General features: G+C 45.4%; 16 protein-coding genes. 3 read left to right on the forward strand and 13 right to left on the reverse strand.

Features of this window, described 5'->3' with window-relative positions:
- Positions 1 to 116 precede the first annotated feature (116 nt).
- Positions 117 to 575, forward strand: a complete 459-nt coding sequence (locus EGV92_RS03935; RefSeq protein WP_131667878.1) for a universal stress protein — start codon at positions 117 to 119, stop codon at positions 573 to 575.
- Positions 576 to 728: 153 nt separating this feature from the next.
- Here EGV92_RS03935 and EGV92_RS03940 read toward each other — a convergent pair whose 3' ends face one another.
- Positions 729 to 1,694 carry a LysR substrate-binding domain-containing protein gene (locus EGV92_RS03940; protein ID WP_131667879.1) on the reverse strand — a complete coding sequence of 322 codons (966 nt, stop codon included), beginning with the start codon at positions 1,692 to 1,694 and terminating at the stop codon, positions 729 to 731.
- 180 nt (positions 1,695 to 1,874) lie between these two features.
- Here EGV92_RS03940 and EGV92_RS03945 point away from each other — a divergent pair, with 180 nt between their 5' ends.
- Positions 1,875 to 3,002, forward strand: a complete 1,128-nt coding sequence (locus EGV92_RS03945; RefSeq protein WP_131667880.1) for a YeiH family protein — start codon at positions 1,875 to 1,877, stop codon at positions 3,000 to 3,002.
- A 45-nt stretch (positions 3,003 to 3,047) separates the two neighbouring features.
- Here EGV92_RS03945 and EGV92_RS03950 read toward each other — a convergent pair whose 3' ends face one another.
- From EGV92_RS03950 to EGV92_RS03980, 7 genes are all read right to left on the reverse strand, one after another.
- Positions 3,048 to 3,473 carry a YbaN family protein gene (locus EGV92_RS03950; RefSeq protein WP_131667881.1) on the reverse strand — a complete coding sequence of 142 codons (426 nt, stop codon included), beginning with the start codon at positions 3,471 to 3,473 and terminating at the stop codon, positions 3,048 to 3,050.
- A 275-nt stretch (positions 3,474 to 3,748) separates the two neighbouring features.
- Positions 3,749 to 4,129, reverse strand: a complete 381-nt coding sequence (locus tag EGV92_RS03955; protein WP_131667882.1) for a hypothetical protein — start codon at positions 4,127 to 4,129, stop codon at positions 3,749 to 3,751.
- 18 nt (positions 4,130 to 4,147) lie between these two features.
- Positions 4,148 to 5,440: a VWA domain-containing protein gene (locus tag EGV92_RS03960; protein ID WP_131667883.1), complete on the reverse strand. Its 1,293-nt coding sequence runs from the start codon at positions 5,438 to 5,440 to the stop codon at positions 4,148 to 4,150.
- Between the two features lie 51 nt (positions 5,441 to 5,491).
- Positions 5,492 to 7,201: a hypothetical protein gene (locus EGV92_RS03965; RefSeq protein WP_131667884.1), complete on the reverse strand. Its 1,710-nt coding sequence runs from the start codon at positions 7,199 to 7,201 to the stop codon at positions 5,492 to 5,494.
- Between the two features lie 74 nt (positions 7,202 to 7,275).
- On the reverse strand, positions 7,276 to 7,602 hold the full coding sequence (locus EGV92_RS03970; protein WP_131667885.1) for a hypothetical protein: 327 nt from the start codon (positions 7,600 to 7,602) through the stop codon (positions 7,276 to 7,278).
- Positions 7,603 to 7,823: 221 nt separating this feature from the next.
- Positions 7,824 to 10,766, reverse strand: a complete 2,943-nt coding sequence (locus tag EGV92_RS03975) for a valine--tRNA ligase (RefSeq protein WP_131667886.1) — start codon at positions 10,764 to 10,766, stop codon at positions 7,824 to 7,826.
- A 436-nt stretch (positions 10,767 to 11,202) separates the two neighbouring features.
- Entirely contained in the window at positions 11,203 to 11,448 is a 246-nt protein-coding gene (locus tag EGV92_RS03980; RefSeq protein ID WP_131667887.1) for a hypothetical protein, read from the reverse strand.
- A gap of 163 nt (positions 11,449 to 11,611) precedes the next feature.
- Here EGV92_RS03980 and EGV92_RS03985 point away from each other — a divergent pair, with 163 nt between their 5' ends.
- Positions 11,612 to 12,610, forward strand: a complete 999-nt coding sequence (locus tag EGV92_RS03985; protein ID WP_242678591.1) for a formate/nitrite transporter family protein — start codon at positions 11,612 to 11,614, stop codon at positions 12,608 to 12,610.
- Positions 12,611 to 12,619: 9 nt separating this feature from the next.
- Here EGV92_RS03985 and EGV92_RS03990 read toward each other — a convergent pair whose 3' ends face one another.
- The 5 genes from EGV92_RS03990 to ugpE all read right to left on the reverse strand — a co-directional run bounded on the left by EGV92_RS03990 (position 12,620) and on the right by ugpE (position 16,671).
- Positions 12,620 to 13,192, reverse strand: a complete 573-nt coding sequence (locus EGV92_RS03990) for a YbjQ family protein (RefSeq protein ID WP_423227883.1) — start codon at positions 13,190 to 13,192, stop codon at positions 12,620 to 12,622.
- A 33-nt stretch (positions 13,193 to 13,225) separates the two neighbouring features.
- A complete protein-coding gene (locus tag EGV92_RS03995; RefSeq protein ID WP_242678592.1) occupies positions 13,226 to 13,600 on the reverse strand; it encodes a YbjQ family protein in 375 nt (124 codons plus the stop codon).
- Between the two features lie 127 nt (positions 13,601 to 13,727).
- On the reverse strand, positions 13,728 to 14,525 hold the full coding sequence (locus EGV92_RS04000; protein WP_131667889.1) for an HAD family hydrolase: 798 nt from the start codon (positions 14,523 to 14,525) through the stop codon (positions 13,728 to 13,730).
- On the reverse strand, positions 14,522 to 15,733 hold the full coding sequence (locus tag EGV92_RS04005; RefSeq protein WP_131667890.1) for an ABC transporter ATP-binding protein: 1,212 nt from the start codon (positions 15,731 to 15,733) through the stop codon (positions 14,522 to 14,524). The genes EGV92_RS04000 and EGV92_RS04005 overlap by 4 nt, the downstream gene beginning before the upstream one ends.
- A gap of 89 nt (positions 15,734 to 15,822) precedes the next feature.
- Positions 15,823 to 16,671, reverse strand: coding sequence for a sn-glycerol-3-phosphate ABC transporter permease UgpE (gene ugpE / locus EGV92_RS04010; RefSeq protein WP_242678593.1), 849 nt, complete (start codon positions 16,669 to 16,671; stop codon positions 15,823 to 15,825).
- Between the last annotated feature and the right edge of the window lie 37 nt (positions 16,672 to 16,708).

A 16,708-nucleotide genomic window follows, 5' to 3' on the forward strand; every position in this document is an offset into this window, starting at 1 on the left:
GGTCGTTATCAATACTTTACGATCATCATTTGCTATTTAGTAGATGAGTGCTAGATTTAGCTTTGACCTCTTCTTTTAGTTGGCCCTATCTTAACTTCTATATAGGAAGTACTACTATGAGCTATCAACATATTTTACTGGTAACTGATCTGCGTACCGATGCCGATATCGTCGCCCAAAAAGCCAAACGCATTGTCTCTATGCAAGAGAATGCTCATCTGTCAGTACTGCATATTGTCAAAGATACAATGGTCGGCTTTGGTTATGAATTAGTGCCCGCCTCTAGCTTGTACGACGAAGTAGACGATGTGCGCTGTCAAAATGCTAGAGAAGATATGGCGAAGTTTTTGACGCGGAATGGTCTTGATGCAGAGACATCAGAGGTCACTACTGCCATCTCAAACAGTGAGGGTATCATTAACTACTCACATAAGAATGACGTTGACCTACTCATCATCGGTCGCCATGAACGTCACGGACTCTCCGCTTGGATCAATGGCGCTACCGCTGACAATATTATGCCTAACGTGCCATGTGATATCTTGGTGGTGAAATTAGATAAACCGGTCAAATAGCCAATCTGTTATTGAACAAGACACTCAGAGCTAAGATTAGCTTTGTAGTTTAGAGGCATACTGCTAGTGCGTCACTTATAGCTGCGCTAGCGGTAGCCTGTCACTGCTCATTACTAAGGTCTAAGTCAGTAACAACTCTAAGTCAGTAAAATTTTAGGTAGCGATCATCTGGATAAATTGCTGCCAAAGTCTACTTTGATGGCAGCTGTTATGCCAGACTAGCCACCACTGCCGCGACAAGTCAAGACCATCTACTGTGATCTGCACTAGCTCACCACTTGCCAGCTCTGACTCAATCACATGCTGCGAGAGGCAGCCCACACCAATATCAGCGCTGACCATACGCTTAATGGCCTCTGATTGAGCAATCTCCATAGTGACGCGCACCCCTGGCAGATGCTGCAATAGCTTCTCATCGATAATTTGCCGAGTACCAGACCCCGCTTCTCTGACAATAAACGGTAGACCTGCCAGCTGCTCGGTACTGAGTGAGTAGCCCATCCTTAGGTTATCTTCTCCCTGTATTAACGGGCCTTGGGGCTTCGTTGTTACAGCTGCCAAATCAGCTGCAAACGGACTAAGCCAACGACTATCACGCTTGGCGAATACCACGAGCTTGTCCGTTCGCCATATCTGCTGGGTAAGCACTTTGACATTACTTGGATGAGGGGTCGCCTCAACTAAAGCAATATCGACTCGAAGCTGCTCAACCTCTGCGATAACCTCGCGAGTGTTGGCAATGTGCACATCAATATCCGCACCCTGCTGCGCGGCAGATAGCTTAGCGATAATACTCGGTAATACATAATTGCCAATCGTGGTACTAGCGCCAATCCTAATCTGCCCTGCCTGATGCTCATGGTATTGCTCCAAGCTATGAACTTGGCTCAATATTGCTTGCGCCTGCGCATAAAGCTGCTCGGCATAAGGATGCACCTCTAATCTGCGCCCCACCCGCTCAAACAGCGGCATATTTAAGCGCGACTCAAGCTGAGTTAAAGCACTACTCACCGCCGACTGCGACAGATGCAGCACTTCACTTGCGCCACTGGTACTACCCGTCTCAAAGACACTGACAAATATCGCCAACTGCTTGAGGGTCATCTTCGGTAATGACATGCGCTTATCCCTAATTTCAGCATAGTGTTAGCGACTTACTGGCTAAAGTGTCGCCTACTTATCGATATAATCGATAGATTATAACGGATTAATCTGTTATTCAAATAAGAGTCCATTAGATATACTACTTATGCATATTGTTATTCCAGCCCCATATAATGTCATGAGTGAGTCAATCTTATGCTCTCTGCCTTCAAAACCACACTAAGCAGCTACATACCGCGCCGCTGTCACCTATTCGGGCTAGGCTTGGTTTTGGTCGGTAGCATTATTAGTATTTGGCTTAACACCCAAATTGATATCTTAAGTCAAGGCCGCGTGGTCGGACTGAGCGCCTTAACGCTCGCTATCATTATTGGCATGGTTTTGGGCAATACTATTTATCCCCGCTTTGCCCCAAAGCTCGTAGGTGGTGTTAGCTTTGCCAAAGGTCAGCTACTGCGCCTTGCTATTATGCTCTACGGTTTTAAGCTGACCTTGACCCAAGTCGCAAGCGTTGGCATGCCCGCGATCATGATAGATGCGGCGGTGCTTAGCTCTACCTTTATCCTCACTTATTGGCTCGGGACACGCTGGCTTAAAGTCGACCGTCAGACCACCTTACTCATTGGCTCAGGCGCGAGTATTTGCGGCGCTGCTGCAGTGATTGCTGCGGAGCCAGTAATTAAGGCTGAGGCGCACAAGGTCACTATCGCCGTCGCTACCGTTGTCGTTTTTGGTACGCTGGCGATGCTGCTCTACCCTGTCTTTTATCATCTGGGTTGGCTACAGCCGTGGCTTTCAGCGCAGCAGTACGGTATTTATACAGGATCGAGCGTGCATGAAGTCGCTCAGGTGGTGGTCGCGGGCAATGCCATTAATACTGAGGTGGGCAACACTGCGGTAGTGACTAAGATGATTCGAGTAATGATGCTCGCGCCGTTTTTACTAATATTGTCATTTCTACTAACCACCAAACCGTCACCCCGTTCTAATACGACTAATATGACGAACAATTCAGTCCCAGTGTCTGGTAAAAGTGCGCTTATGAGGCGGCTTACTGAGGTCAAAGTGCCGTGGTTTGCCTTTATCTTCATTCTTATCGTCGTGCTGCACACTGTCCTAGATATGTCCGAGCCCTTCATTCGTACCATGGTAAAAGCCGATGACATGCTACTGACTATGGCGATGTTTGCGCTTGGTTTGACCACCCATTTAAGCGCTGTTAAACAAGCTGGTATTAAACCATTACTTCTTGGCGCTATTATGTTTGTCTGGCTGATCATCGGTGGTGGGTTAATTAATGTATTCATTAATCAGTTTATTTAACCCGTTAACAACACCTTTTTAATTAGACTGCCTATATATAAGCATTTAAGCATCCGGCAGACGCCATAAATAGACACCTACCCCTGTACATATCGCCGCCGTCAGCCATGCTAGCCACAGCTTGCTATCGGGCAGACGATAAAACAGCATCGCCACCGACAATCCCATCATAATACAGGCTAGCCACTTGGCGTAACGCGGCACTGCACGCCGCGCTTCCCAATCGCGCACAATCTTGCCGAAGTACTTATGATTGATAAGCCAATGATAAAATCGCTTTGATCCCCTTGCCCAGCACCCTGCTGCCAATAAAATAAACGGTGTCGTCGGTAGTACCGGTAGTACGACCCCGATAATCCCTAGAGCAAAAAATATACTGCCTAACAGCAAAAACACCCAACGAACGACTGAGTGGCGGGATTGCTTAACATTACCAGTATGCGGCTGCTCAGAGTGCTGCGGCGAGCTCATAAATCACTCCACGTTTTCAATTAGAGTAAATAAGAATACTTATCATGCAGGATATAGTCGGTAAGTACAAGACAGTATGTTTAGCAAATTCGTGGACGCCTTGAATTGCCTTATTTGGCAGAAGATTGATGGGTAATTGACAATCAAAACGCTCATTCAACGGGCATAAAAAAACCGCCCTCAGCATGACTGATAGCGGTTTTTTGTCCTAGGCCAATTAAAAATTGAATTCTAAAGGCTAAGGCTGAGTTGTAATCTGATAATAGCACCTGTTATTACTCTGCACTGTGCCAATACGGGGCAATCACTTTGGGAAAGCAATACTCTCGCGGCATCACGGTAATGGCGATGGGTACTAAAATCGACTTGGTGACGCCGCCGATACTCTCACAAGTGGCTTGCTCCGGCACTTCGTAATGCACAATTCGTGTGGTGTTCTCTGGGCAAAGGTCTGAGCAGTGAAACTCTTCAATGACGCTATTGCCATTATGAGTGCCAATCACACGTTTGTCTTGGCTATAGTCACCGTCATGCGTCTCGGCAATCTTTATGAGTTCGGCATCTGTTAAAGTATCTGATGGCGCAGCGGTCGTGACGCAGCTTGCTAGGCTGAGCAGGATGGCGGTTAGGGTTAGAGCTTTGAGTTTTGGGGTCATTTTATTGAATCCATTCAATTAAGAGCTAATGATCCCTATCTGCCAAGCTTCTGTAAGCCAACCCGGAAACTCCTCTAGCATCTTCTCATATAAGTCTTCTTCACTAATGTCATTTAAGTCATCTAACTCAAAGAAATTACAGTTATCAATGACGCGACCTTCCATATCATCAAGGCTCTCCAATATACCGTAATTCTTACCGCCGAGACCGACGAACTGCCAAAACATCGGTAGCTTAGCCGCTTGTGCCATAATCTTACTGATGCCTTTGCTGTCTCGAACGCCACCATCACTAATGAATAGAATATAGGCGGGAACGTCTAACCCTTGAGCGATATAAAACTTGGTGACCATCTCCATCACGCCCGCTTCATTATTTGTCCGCGCGCCTAATGTCCAATCCCGCCAACCACCTTCGGCAGTATTAATAAAGTCATCAAAGTTATTCAGACCGACCTCACCCAGATATAGCGGATGCTCACCGAATGCCCAGCAGTCTATTGCTTGGTCATCATCAAAGCTGACAGCCAAAGGCAGAAGTCGATTGACCACTTCTTGCACCCGGCCTTGCTTATATTGCCGATTCATAGAGCCTGTAGCGTCTAATACTAAGGCCACCTTTGCTGTTAAACTTTGCAATTGGCGCTTCTCTAGAGATACAGTCGCTTTTTTGGCAAGGTTAACTAGCTTAGGTGCTTTCTCTAGCATCACCTTTTCTAGCGAAACTTTGGGTTTATCTACACTAGGAGCACCAGCTGCTTTTGTTTCTTCTTCTCCCACATCCCCACCGAAATGTTGAACCACCGCTGCCAAGCCACCGTTGAATCCCTGCCCTACGTTCGCTACTCGCCAAACACCATTCTTGCGATACAGCTGCAGCAGCATACTGGCTTGTAAGTCAGCAAAATCTGCTGATTGATAAACAGCCTGCGCTTTCGGTGACTGCTGGCATAGAGCTATTTCTAACGACTGTACTTGCTTAAGCGGCGAGTCGGCAGATAATACAAAGAATAGACTATCAATATTAATGGGTAGTTTGGATAGGTTAATTTCAAACTCTGCTTGGACGCTTTTACTTGCGCTAGGCTGAGCGTCATAATGGGTGAGATTGATTTGCTGACAAGGTGATACAGGCTGATTATAGAACACCATATAATCGTCGTTAATTAGTTTACCTGCTGCATCTAATGCGAAGCAGCTGATATCTATTTCTATCAGGCTTTGACGGGTGAACTTGACATTAATAAGTGCGTTTTCGTCTATGTTGACTTTTTTTAGGGGTGTACGCTGACCTATGGTTAGCTGGTTCATAAACATTGGCTCTATTTAGTTTTCTTTTTCATCCAAGGATAACTTAGCTTGTTATTTTCTATCACTCAAACGCAGTATTAAGATAATGAAGAATATAACTAAAATAAAAGACACAGAGTTATAGTAAATTAACTGCAAATTTTCATCTTGACTTATTGGCAACTTAGCTAAATCCCACAACGGTTCTATAAATACTTTAGAGAGACTCATCGAAGTTAGAATGCCGAATAGTATAGTTAATAACATACCAGCAGTTTGCTTTTTTTCATTATACCTTTGGAGTAAGATATCTTTCTTAATTACTAAGCTTTTTTCAATCTGCTGATAAAGTTGTGGCGTATTGAACTTATTTAAGCTATCTTCGAGCACCTCTCTCAACTCACCATATCTTAACAAGTCAGTGATATTAGATCTAAATTCTAATACTTGTAGCCTTAAATTATTTATTTTTTCTAAGTCATCTGATATCTTGATTTTATTTAGCAACATTCTATGAATCATATAACCATACTCAGCAAGTTCATTAACCATATGTTGTTCATAGATTAAGTATCCAATATTAATATCCTGCCATTCTTGTTGGTTCTCGACGCCTTTTTTAGACCAAACGTATAGAATTGAGGCGTCTGATATTAATATTGAATAATCATCAAAATATCGGTAATCCCTATTCGCATAATTAATTTGTGGAATATTAATAACAGGGTAGGTTCTACCCAATATACAATTAAATGAATCCTTAAAGTGCAGTAAGTTTAACTCTGAGGAATACTGCTGATTTTCAAAGCTGGTAATAAATACGTAAGGTCTACCTGACCAGAAATTGCCTACTGAATTAACCTTCTTTTGACTATATACAATATGCGTATAAACTTGCCTTTGTGTACTGGAGAGATAAGCTAATATGCTAAAAATAGTTTGTGCCAGTGTAGATAGTTTTTCACAGTCACCACCACGTGTAAAATTGAGCATACTAAAAGAGAAATCACCCACTTGAATAGTTTCTGACTTCTGATTAGCTATTTGCATATGTCTCTGTGCTATTTTTTTTAACCGATATCTTTTGAATACTGGTAATGCTTTTAATACATGCTGATGGTAAGCGACAGGAGCTAATTTGGCTATTCCTAAATTGACCTTAACATTGCTCAAATTGAATAAAGCAAGATTTAAATGGTCTTGGATAAAGTCAGAATAATGCAAACTAAGCTTAGGTGATATATGCCTAAAGGCAATCGTAACCACTCCATTTTTATAAAGTTTAATTTGGGGGTATAATGCAAGATTGATACTAGATGTCTCTACAGTAGCTGTAATCACTCCTAAATCCGCTCTAATATATTCAGCCAAATATTCATCAGAACACAATTTAATTTCACTTAACGCAAATTGGACGCTTTGATACCATGACTCCAAAGCAAAATTTTCAATGTCAGATATTATACTTTTATCATTATAAGTTAACTGGACTTCAGCCCTATTTAGAAACTCTCCTATATTAAATTCAGTCTTTGCTTTAATTGTTTCATTTTGGTATTTTACCCAAGTATTTTTATTTTTATGAACGGCACATGTAGAAACCCCTGAGTCAACTAATTTATACGCTAAATCTTCTAAATCTAAATCTTCGACCTCAATAAAACTAGAATAAGTATGATATATACTCCAGTCTTCTAGAATCAAGTCAGTTTGGCATAGTTCATCACCTGACTTAAAATTTTTTAATAAAGAGTTTGTCAGACTTAGAATACTCTCCCTCATAAAACCAGCCTTCCAAAATTTTTCATTTTCTCACTTCTCATCTTAAATCAGCCTCAACATTTAACTAATTTATTCTACACCAAAAAAACATTCAACCCAATCAATAACCCCGCCGCCACAACCAATCCCAACCAACCAAACCCCCTCGTTCCAGAGACAGGCATCGAAGTATTCACTTCAGGAAACAAGACAGCGCCATACGAGACGAAAGGCAGAAGGATTAACGCTCTATTAATATAGCGATGCGACGGTATGGACTCTGGGGCTATAAAGAAGATATAGGCGAGGAGATATACCCCTACAAATACCGTGGCAGCGATAGTATGGGTGTCAGTAGGTTCATGACGGTTGATATAAAAGAAGCCACCCGCGAGTACCAAAAACGGCAAGACCGTTAACATAGTGAAACCACATTTTTAATGAGTACGTTAAGCACGGACAGTGGCCTTCCTTCTTATACTTGTCGTTTAATCTAACCAATCATTTAAGGCCAATTTTGAACTAACTATCTAGATGAGTTTTTTTAGGCCAAAAAATAACCCAATATCCAGCAACTAGGTTACTTAATATCGGGTTAATAAACAATAGTTAATTCTACTGCACTCTGATTTAGGCTAGAAGCTTACAATGCCTTCAACTGCGCCATCTGCTCAGTCATCACTTTCAGCTGACCTTCTAGCTCCGCCAATTTCGCCTTTTCAGCATCCACCACTTCCGCAGGCGCTTTACTGACGAAGTTCTCATTATCAAGCTTACGTGCGATACCTTCTGCTTGCTTTTGTAGCTTTTCATGAGCTTTACCCAAGCGAGTCAGCTCAGCAGTAGGATCGATAAGACCTTTCATCGGTACGAGGACACGCAGTTGACCGACCATGCTTGATGATGATAGTGGCACGTCATCGCCGTCTTTTAAGATAGTCAGACTTTCGACTTTGGCCAAGGCTTTAAACTGGTTTTCGATGCGGGATAGACGCTCAACTTGCTCGCTAGTGATGTTCTCAAGCAGCACAGGCAAGCGTACGGCGTTACCGAGCTTCATCTCACCACGAATGTTGCGCACGCCAGCGATCAGCTCTTGTAACCATGTCATGTCAGCCTCAATTTGCGCGTTAATCTGCGACTCATCGACTTGGGGGAACTTAGCGACGACGATGCTATTGGTATCTTTACGACCCAATAGCGGCGCGATGGTCTGCCAAATCTGCTCGGTGATAAATGGCATGATAGGGTGGGTAAAGCGCAGCGCGGTCTCAAGCACATGCAGGAGCACGTAGCGAATTTGCGCCTTGCGCTCGTCAGAGACTGAGTCATCATTGAGGCTGGCTTTGGCAAGCTCAACGTACCAATCACAGTACTCATTCCAGATAAACTCATAGATATCTTTACTGACCATATCCATGCGATATTGGGCAAAATGCTGATCGATATTAGCGATGGTTGAGTTTAGACGGCTGACAATCCAGCGTTCAGGCAGCTCCCAAGCATCAGCGTTGGCCGTTTGATCGATAGCTAAGGCATTGCCTTCGCTATCGACACAGTTCATGAGCACGAAACGACTGGCGTTCCAAATCTTATTACAGAAGTTGCGATAGCCCTCAACACGCTTCAAATCAAAATTGATATCGCGGCCCGTACTGGCTAAAGAGGTAAAGGTAAAGCGCAGCGCGTCAGTACCGAAAGCAGCAATGCCTTCTGGGAACTCTTTGCGAGTTTGCTTCTCAATTTTACTCGCATCTTTCGGGTTCATCATATTGCTGGTGCGCTTATCGACCAGTGACTCAAGGTCGATACCGTCGATAAGATCGATAGGATCGAGCACATTACCCTTAGACTTGGACATCTTTTGTCCGTTACCATCGCGCACGAGGCCATGGACGTATACCGTTCTGAACGGAACTTGCGGCGTACCATCTTCGTCTTTGATGAAGTGCATGGTCAGCATAATCATGCGCGCAACCCAGAAAAAGACGATGTCAAAGCCAGTGACTAACACGCTAGTGGGGTGGAAAGTCTTTAATACCCGAGCATCATCAGACTCATCCGCCCAGCCAAGGGTACTGAACGTCCACAGTCCCGAACTAAACCACGTATCGAGGACATCATCATCTTGGCGCAGGCTAATATCGTCAGCGAGGTTGTACTTACTTCGCACTTCAGCTTCATCACGGGCGACGTAGATATTACCCTCTTCGTCATACCAAGCAGGGATACGATGCCCCCACCAAAGCTGACGGGAGATACACCAGTCTTGGATGTTGCGCATCCAGGCCATGTATTCGTTTTTGTACTGGGCAGGGACAAACTCAATACGACCATCTTCGACCGCTTCAATCGCAGGTTTGGCGAGTTTTTCGGTGGCGACATACCACTGATCAGTAAGCCACGGCTCGACGATGGTATTGCCACGCTCGGCACGCGGGGCTTTAAGGGCGTAGTCTTCGATATCTTCTAACCAGCCCTCGGTCTTAGCCTGCTCGACCAGCTGCTTACGCGCGGCAAAGCGCTCAACACCGGCATAGCCTTCTGGCGTCGTCTCAAGCTTTGGCTCACGAGTTTGCAAGTCAGGGTAAACTTCCATCTCAGGGAGGATATGCGCGTGGGCGTCGAGGATGTTGATCAGTGGCAAGTCGTGACGGCGGCCCAGCTCATAGTCATTAAAGTCATGGGCAGGGGTAATCTTCACGCAACCCGTACCAAAGTCACTCTCGACATAGTCATCAGCGACGATAGGCACTTCTCGGCCGGTGATTGGCAAAGTGATGGTCTTACCCACTAGATGCGCATAACGCTCGTCTTTAGGATTGACGGCGACGGCGGTATCACCCAGTAAAGTCTCAGGACGTGTGGTGGCAACGACGAGATAGTCTTTGCCGTCTTGGGTCTTAACGGTCTTATCGGTAAAGTGATAACGGAAATGCCACAGCGAGCCTTTTTCGTCTTTATTCTCGACCTCTAAGTCAGACAGCGCGGTTTGAAACTTGGGGTCCCAGTTGACCAAACGCTTACCACGGTAGATGAGACCATCGTTATAGAGTCGGACAAACACTTCTTTGACGGCGTTCGATAAGCCATCATCCATGGTGAAGCGCTCACGTGACCAGTCGACCGATGACCCTAGACGGCGAATCTGACGGGTGATATTGTCGCCTGACTCTTCTTTCCACTCCCAGACTTTGTCCACGAAGTCTTCGCGGCTCATGTCACGGCGCTTGATACCTTCAGCCTCTAGGCGGCGCTCGACGACCATTTGCGTGGCGATACCAGCGTGGTCAGTACCTGGCTGCCACAGGGTATTGTCACCTTGCATACGGTGATAGCGGGTCAGCGCATCCATAATGGCGTTGTTAAAGCCGTGACCCATGTGCAGGCTGCCGGTGACGTTCGGTGGTGGTAAGGCAATAGAGAACGACTTATCACTGTCAAATTTGGGCTGGAAATAGCCTTTTTCTTCCCAGCCTTGGTACATGCCTTGCTCGGTTTCGCTAGGGTTATAGGCGTTCTCCAACTGGCTTAGAGCGGCTTGGATAGATTGGGTAAGGTTGGTTTGGCTGTTTGTTTGGCTCATAGTTCGCTGTCTTATCAATTGAAATGATGAAAAAATGGGGACAAAGTATTAGATAAGTTGATTTTAACGTAGATGGGCAGATTTTGTTAGCTAGCAAGCTAATTTAGTCGAACAGACTAGCGAAAATCGCTTCTATTTTGTGGTGGTTTCTAATCAGCCAATGTTGGCATAATTGGAAAAACTGCCTTTGCATTGTCAAGATAGTATCAGGGTCGTTATAGCCTTTAGCTATAAACCTTAAATCTACATTACCGCAAGCATCATCTAAACAATAAAGCAGATTTTTAATATCACTTATATCTTGTAAATAGCTACCTTCATTTAAAAACGATTCAAAGTGGTCATACGCACTAATTTTACTAAAGTCTAAAGCATCATAATCATTAGGCTCGATGGCATAACAATTAATAATGAAATATGAATAAACCCATTTAGCTTATCCACTTGAAACAGTAGGAAAACCTAACTTTCTCCTGGCGTCTCGAAATGAGGTTTGCTTGCTACTGGGAAAGGGGTACAAAGGGTCATTGTCGATGATATCTAGCAAGTCATCATCATAATAACCGTGATTAAGCAGCCAATGAGCATAGGCTATGATCTGCTTATCACTAAACAAGCCAAGCTCTACGAGGCTGGCAGTCACGGCCCTCTCAATCTGCCAAGTGGTATAGTTTGTTAGCATTAGCATGATGCCTTTGAAGCGTTGAACTCTACAAACTTGAGATGTATAAAGCGCCTTATTAAACAATTAATAACAGCAATCCTGTCAAAACTCAATAGGCCAAAAAAAACAAATACCCTATGATATCAAGCAAGATGCATTAGAAATAAACAGCGAGCCTACCGTGACCCAAGACAATCGTCCTACGCCAACTCACCCAGACCCTGATTCACACCTAAGCCCGGACGATAATTCTAATAAACCACAGTCAGAGACTACCCTACAGCTCAAAGACGAAGACTTCTCGGATAAGTTAAGCGAGGAAGATAAAGAAACCATTAAAAAGGTCGCAGAGGATGACAATCTAAGCAAACCCAAAAGCTACGCCAGTATCTTGGTCGAGCAAGTCTTTGATGCCAAAGAAACCTTTAATCGCTCGCTTGGCTCATTATTTACCAGCGCCTTTACCGCAGGGATTGAGATTGGCATTAGCCTATTTGTCATCTTTACCGCCTACGCGCTATTAAGTGATATTTTTAGTGTTCAGGACAATCACTACGCCTTGGTCTTAGCCTCCTTACTATATCCCATTGGCTTTATCGTCGTCGTTATCGGGCAATCTTTACTGTTCACTGAGCAAACTTCCCTGCTTAGCTTACCGGTACTCAATAAAATCGAACCCGTCAGTAAGCTGCTTAGGCTTTGGGGCATCGTTATCGCGGGCAATCTGGTAGGAGGGTGTTTATTTGCGCTAGTGATTATTGGTTTGGGGCTACAAATGGGATTGTACCGAACGGAGCAAATTGACCACTACGCGCAGCATGTTTTGGACTTTAAATGGTGGGTAATGCTTGGCAGCGCCATAATGGCTGGTTGGCTCATGGGGGTTGCCGCATGGCTCGTGACGTCATCACGCGATACAATTAGCCGTATCATTTTGGTGACCCTCATTACCGGTAGTATTGGTTTTTTAGGGTTGCACCACAGTATTGTAGGCAATATTGAGATATTTTCGGCGCTGATCTACGGTCATGGCGTCGATGTGATGACTTACTTAGAATTTTTGCTAATTGTATTGTTGGGCAATACCATAGGCGGCGTGGTGTTCGTCGCAGTCCTAAAAAATCGCACCTTTTTGTATGATATCGAAAAGCTAAAAGAAGATGCTCACAATATTAGGTAGCTGATATTACTATCTAAGCTTAAAGGAAGGCTGATTTAGACCGTTATCAAGTCGCTCATAAGTGGTGACTGCAGGTGAGCCCACCGCTGTACTGGGTAATGGTGGTGGCACTTTGGGATTGTTCACTGTATAGACAGCTGTACCATAAGCGATCGCTTCGACCATACTACCAGCTTGGTTAATACTAGTCACTTCAAGGCGCACGCCGTAGATTTGATTATAGCCTTGATACTGCGCTTGCAGCTTCATTCGCACTAATGCTTCGCGGCGGGCGCGGTCTAGCAAGGTCTCATAAGTCGTCAGGTTTCTACCCAGTAGATTAAAGAGTGCGGCGACAATCATCTTAAAGTAATCTTGGGCGATGACGACGCTGCCAATGACTAGCTCGCCGTGGGTATGATCCGCCAGCTCAGGTCGATAAAAGCGCTCGCTTGAGACGATGATGTGACCCAATACCTTTTCAGACTGGGCCAATTCTTTTAGATGTGCACGCTCATGACGACGGCCGAAGAACCAACCCACCGCAAATAAGATAATAAATACTGCATTATTTTTTATAAAGTCTAAGATGATATCCAACACTACCGCCTCCTTTAGCGCGCACCAACCACGTGCTTATCCTAATGGCGGCGGCTGAATGTGGGCGGTATTAGTATCGCTATTATAAGCTTGAATAGGCTCAGCTTTAACGGCTGTTCCATAGACGAATAGCTCGGACGCACCCTGCGCGATACTGGATGTCGAAAAGCGAATACCGACGATAGCGTCTGCCCCTAGAGCCTGCGCCTTGACCACCATCCGCTCTATCGCTTCTTGCCGCGACTCTTCAAGTAGCTCGGTATAGGCGGTCAGCTCTCCGCCTATGAGGTTTTTGAAGCTGGCAAAGAGATCTTTGCCCACATGCTTGGAGCGTACTGTGCTGCCGTAGACTACATCGAGTCGCTCGGTGATATGATAATTAGGCAGGTGCTCGAGATTAGAGAGTTGCATAAGAAAACGCTTCTACTAAGATAAGGATAGAGATGAATAGCTTTATCTTATACTAATTGGCACTATTTGGCACCTTATCAAAATCTATTGCAGTGTAATTAAAACGCTATTTGATTACCTCTCCAACCTATTCAAAATTCAATACCTGCCAGCCCCGCGTCTGCGCCAGTGCTTTTAATTTATCATCAGGATTGACGGTGATCGCATCGGTGACGGTCTCAAGCAGAGGCGCATCGTTAATCGAGTCGCTATAAAAGTAGCTGCGCCCATAGTCACTTAACTCGCGGCCTTGATTATCAAGCCACTGCTCAAGCCTCACTTGCTTGCCCGCGCCAAAGCTTGGTGTACCGATATGCTTGCCTGTGAAGTTGCTGTTAGCATTATTTGCATTATCAGTATTGTCAGGCTTGCTACGCTCTAGTTGCACCCCAATTATTTCTGAGACGCCCAGAGCGCGGCAGACAGGCTCAATCAAAAACTCATTGGTCGCAGAGATAATCAGCAGCGTATCTCCTGCTTGCCTGTGCGCTTCAACAAGCTCTCGGCCTTGCGGATATAGCTTAGGCGCTACCTGAGTCTTAAAACAATCATCACGGTAGCGGCATAGCGTTTGATAGTCGAAGCGAGCAAAGGGGGTAAACATATGCGCCATATAGGCGGTAAAGTCCAAGCTGCCTGCCTTATAATCCGCAAAGAATTTATCACGTTGGCTGATAAAGCTATCGTCGACTAGGCCACGCTCATAGAGATAGTCCGTCCAGATCATATTGGAGTCGCCACCGAGCAAAGTATGATCCAGATCAAATATGGCTAAATCCCCAACTACTTTTGCTGATTCTGAAGCTAATTCTGTATTGTTGGCCCTATTAGAAGCTGGTTGATTGTCTTGATTGCGATAATCATTAGAGCCTGATAACAAAGTCATACGCTTGCCTCTTGAGGGGTGGTTACTAATTTTAAATGGGTCATCGATTGCGAGTCCGTCGCCAGATTAGCATAAGTTGCTAAATTTTTGCCCGTCTCTTTATCGAACCAATAAATTGCAGCGTCATCAAAGCCTACGCAGCAGCTGTCACCTACCCTATAACTGGCGGCTACTTCATCGCTGGCGCAGCGCAGAATGATGGTTTGAGACTGAAGCGTCAGATACATAAGCACCTCCGCGCCGAGCAACTCTTTCATCTCAATTTGCGCGGTAAATCGAACTTGCTTGGACGGTTGGGGCGCTGAATTATCTTCAGCAATTAAGTGCAACTGCTCAGGGCGGACACCTAGCCAAACAGGACTATTCATCGCCACTTGATGGGTATTGGCAGAGTGTAATAATGCAGAGGCGTTATCTAGCACCAGCGGCGTATTTTGGCCCTCGAGCATTACCTCGTCTGCGGTATTTAGGGTGACTGGCAATAGGTTCATCGGCGGCGAGCCAATAAACTCGGCGACAAAAGTAGTCGCGGGTTGATTGTAGATCTCATCGGGCGTGCCCACTTGCTCGACGTTACCTCCATTTAAGATGACAATTCGCTGCGCCAAAGTCATAGCCTCGACTTGGTCGTGGGTCACGTATAGGCTAGTAATGCCCAGGCGCTTATGAATCGACTGCATCTCAAGGCGCATCTGCACCCGCAGCTTAGCATCTAGGTTCGACAATGGCTCATCGAATAAGAATAACTTGGGCTGACGCACAATGGCGCGCCCCATAGCGACGCGCTGACGCTGACCACCAGAGAGCTGCTTGGGCTTTCGCTCTAGCAGATGGTCAAGCCCCAAAATCTCAGCCGTCTGCTCGACACGCTCACGAATCTCGGCATTGTCCATTTTACGAATCTTAAGCCCATAAGCCATATTGTCAAAGACCGTCATGTGTGGATACAGTGCGTAGTTTTGAAACACCATAGCGATATCTCGCTCACTTGGTGACAAGTCATTGACGCGCTTGCCCTCAAGGACTAAGTCGCCACCGGTTATCGACTCTAGCCCTGCGACCATGCGCAGCAAGGTGGACTTGCCGCAGCCGGATGGCCCGACAATGACCACAAATTCGCCAGAATCAATACTGAGGTCAGCAGCTTTGATAGCTTGGTAGCCGTTGGGATAAGTTTTACTAAGGTTGTTTAATTCAAGAGTTGCCATAGTTGTCTTTTCAATTATTGTATTTAATAAAAGGAATTTTTTTATTACCTATCTTTGTCTTACAATTCTTTGTTCTACATGCCTCTGTCTTACTTGTCCCCATCGACTAGGCCTTTGACAAACCATTTTTGCATACCGATGACCACGATACAGGGCGGAATCATCGCCAAAATAGTGGTCGCCATTACCACACCCCAATCTGCCGTGCCATCATTGGACCCCATCATGGCACTGATACCAATCACGATTGTGGTCATCGACTCGGTGGTCTTCATCACTAGCGGCCATAAATATTGGTTCCAACCGTAGGTAAACTGAATGACAAACAGCGCAGCAATGCTGGTCTTGGACAGTGGCAGCAAAATGTCAAAAAAGAAACGCATGGGTCCAGCGCCATCGACCATCGCCGCCTCAACCAGCTCATCAGGCACAGTCATAAAAAACTGCCGGAACAAAAAGGTCGCCGTTGCAGACGCCGTTAAAGGCAAGATAAGCCCAGCGTAGGTATTGGTGAGATGCAAGCCCGCGACGACCGCAAAGGTAGGGGAAATTCGCACCTCGACAGGCAGCATCAAGGTCACGAATATCAGCCCAAAACACAAACCACGAAACGGAAATCTGAAAAATACTACCGCAAAGGCCGCGAGCAATGACAAGATAATTTTTCCTACCGCAATGCCCATCGCCACCACAAAGCTGACCCACAGCATTCGTGATACCGTGGCCCTACCCGCATCAGACTCAAATAATGCGCGGCGATAATTGTCAATCATCTCATTGCCCGGCAAGAGCGACATCGGCGCTTGCGAGATATCAGACGAGGTCTGTGTGGAGGCAATAAAGGTGATAAATAGCGGAAATACCACCAGCGCTACGCCCAAAAACAGCACCAAATGGCTGCTGATTTGCGCCCCTCTACTGCGATTTAACATACTCATAATGCGCTTACCTTAAAATACTGATTGACCATTCTTT

The sequence above is a fragment of the Psychrobacter pygoscelis genome (assembly GCF_004335015.1).
Lineage (GTDB): Bacteria > Pseudomonadota > Gammaproteobacteria > Pseudomonadales > Moraxellaceae > Psychrobacter > Psychrobacter pygoscelis.

Bases quoted from the DNA above. Each gene is read 5' to 3' on its own strand.
- EGV92_RS04000 (WP_131667889.1), bottom strand. From the start codon at position 14,525: ATGACTTTGTTATCAGGCTCTAATGATTATCGCAATCAAGACAATCAA.
- EGV92_RS03995 (WP_242678592.1), bottom strand. From the start codon at position 13,600: ATGCAACTCTCTAATCTCGAGCACCTGCCTAATTATCATATCACCGAG.
- EGV92_RS03975 (WP_131667886.1), bottom strand. From the start codon at position 10,766: ATGAGCCAAACAAACAGCCAAACCAACCTTACCCAATCTATCCAAGCC.
- EGV92_RS04005 (WP_131667890.1), bottom strand. From the start codon at position 15,733: ATGGCAACTCTTGAATTAAACAACCTTAGTAAAACTTATCCCAACGGC.
- EGV92_RS03950 (WP_131667881.1), bottom strand. From the start codon at position 3,473: ATGAGCTCGCCGCAGCACTCTGAGCAGCCGCATACTGGTAATGTTAAG.
- EGV92_RS03935 (WP_131667878.1), top strand. From the start codon at position 117: ATGAGCTATCAACATATTTTACTGGTAACTGATCTGCGTACCGATGCC.
- ugpE (WP_242678593.1), bottom strand. From the start codon at position 16,671: ATGAGTATGTTAAATCGCAGTAGAGGGGCGCAAATCAGCAGCCATTTG.
- EGV92_RS03945 (WP_131667880.1), top strand. From the start codon at position 1,875: ATGCTCTCTGCCTTCAAAACCACACTAAGCAGCTACATACCGCGCCGC.
- EGV92_RS03980 (WP_131667887.1), bottom strand. From the start codon at position 11,448: ATGCTAACAAACTATACCACTTGGCAGATTGAGAGGGCCGTGACTGCC.
- EGV92_RS03965 (WP_131667884.1), bottom strand. From the start codon at position 7,201: ATGAGGGAGAGTATTCTAAGTCTGACAAACTCTTTATTAAAAAATTTT.
- EGV92_RS03970 (WP_131667885.1), bottom strand. From the start codon at position 7,602: ATGTTAACGGTCTTGCCGTTTTTGGTACTCGCGGGTGGCTTCTTTTAT.
- EGV92_RS03940 (WP_131667879.1), bottom strand. From the start codon at position 1,694: ATGTCATTACCGAAGATGACCCTCAAGCAGTTGGCGATATTTGTCAGT.
- EGV92_RS03955 (WP_131667882.1), bottom strand. From the start codon at position 4,129: ATGACCCCAAAACTCAAAGCTCTAACCCTAACCGCCATCCTGCTCAGC.
- EGV92_RS03960 (WP_131667883.1), bottom strand. From the start codon at position 5,440: ATGAACCAGCTAACCATAGGTCAGCGTACACCCCTAAAAAAAGTCAAC.